Genomic DNA, 1,627 nt, shown 5'->3' on the forward strand with positions numbered 1-1,627 from the left:
CGATAGAAGAACTCTGTTTCATAATCCCAAACCAGTTTTCCATAACTGCGTTGTCTAAGCAGTTACCTTTTCTAGACATGCTTTGAGTAATGCCCTGCTTGTGCAAGGCCTGTTGATAAAGCCCCATCTGGTATTGCCAGCCCTGGTCTGAGTGCAGCATGGGTTTATCTTTTGGTTTGAGTTGTTTAAATGCGCTTTGAGCATCCGCTTTGGGTCTTGGATTCAACTGGTCAACGCAACAGATTGGGCAAAACGTTCTGCCGGTGTTTGATAGTTTAGTGTTTTTCTAGGGCGTTCATTAAGTTTCCTGGCTATGGCATTAAGCTTAGCCTGCGAGTAATTGGCTACGCTCATTCCTTTAGGGAAGTATTGTCTTAGTAAGCCATTGGTATTTTCATTTGAGCCTCGTTGCCAAGGATGCTGGGGATCACAAAAGTAAACCTGAACATCCGTGGCTAAGGTAAAGCGTTTGTGTTCAGACATCTCTTTGCCTCGATCCCAAGTGAGCGACTTATACAACTCGTCTGGTAATTTCCTCGCATGCTTAATTAAGGCATTGACGACTGTTTGACTATCTTTGCGAGCAACCTTGACTAGCATCACATAGCGAGTCTGGCGCTCAACGAGAGTAGCAATCTGGCTATTAGCATCTCCGTAAAGTAGATCACCTTCCCAATGTCCAGGGACCGCACGATCCTCTACCTCTGCCGGCCGCTCTCTAATGGATATGGCACCTTTAATACTGCCCAAAGCTCGATCTTTGAGCGTGTGATGGCGTGAGCGGCGCATGATCCGAGTGCGACGTAAGTGCGCCACGAGCTCTTTCTTTAAGGCTCCACGGGCTTGGATAAAGAGGCTGCGATAAATCGTCTCGTGCGACACCTGATAGCTTTCGTCATCTGGATAAGATTGCTTTAACCATCCGGCAATCTGTTGTGGCGACCACTGCAAGAGCTGCAGCTTGTCTGTCACGATAGTTGCCAAGGGCTTGTTCAAGACCAGTTTACAAGTCTTAGGGCGAAGTGCTCGATCCCAGGCTGAGCTATCGGCCCCAGCTGATCGGTAGTCTTTAATACCGCCATTGCGTTTTACTTCGCGACTAACCGTAGAAGGCGACCTGCCTAAAAGCTGTGCGATAGAGCGAAGTGATTGCCCAGTTGCCAGGCCACGGGAGATTTCTTCTCGCTCAGCCAAAGTTAACGCTAAAACTGATCGAGATCTTGATGGTGGTCTGATGCCGCCCGTCTGCATCAAAATACGCTGTATAGAGGGGTGATGGCGATCAAATAACTGCGCTATCTGATGAAGGTTATCGCCTTTTTGCCAGCGATCCCACATCAACTCTCTTTGAGTGGCGGTGTAATAGATTCGAGGTCGTTGTTTCATGAGCAACACTCCTTTTGCTTACGCAGTTTGTAGTGTGTTGCATCGATCAGTTGATCAAGACCCATAGAGGCCTTGGCGAAAACGTCCTCCACAATGACCACTTACGCCCAGAGTGAGAAATAAGGGGGCACATTCAGCTCCAAACTTGTAACGCTATGTTAGGCATAGTTAAGGGCGCTGACGGTGAACCTGAGCATGGGTAATAGGTCACCACTTGTGTCGCCCTTTAAACAAGTGATAA

Annotated in this window: 1 protein-coding gene and 1 pseudogene; both read right to left on the reverse strand. The window is 48.1% G+C overall.

What is annotated here, in order from left to right; all coding sequences use genetic code 11:
• A pseudogene (locus tag CBI30_RS11005) lies at positions 1 to 193 on the reverse strand (transposase); the annotation flags it as partial.
• 29 nt (positions 194 to 222) lie between these two features.
• A complete protein-coding gene (locus CBI30_RS11010; RefSeq protein ID WP_088528329.1) occupies positions 223 to 1,386 on the reverse strand; it encodes an IS30 family transposase in 1,164 nt (387 codons plus the stop codon).
• Between the last annotated feature and the right edge of the window lie 241 nt (positions 1,387 to 1,627).

Source organism: Polynucleobacter aenigmaticus (assembly GCF_002206635.1).
Taxonomy (GTDB): domain Bacteria; phylum Pseudomonadota; class Gammaproteobacteria; order Burkholderiales; family Burkholderiaceae; genus Polynucleobacter; species Polynucleobacter aenigmaticus.

Bases quoted from the DNA above. Each gene is read 5' to 3' on its own strand.
- CBI30_RS11010 (WP_088528329.1), bottom strand. From the start codon at position 1,386: ATGAAACAACGACCTCGAATCTATTACACCGCCACTCAAAGAGAGTTG.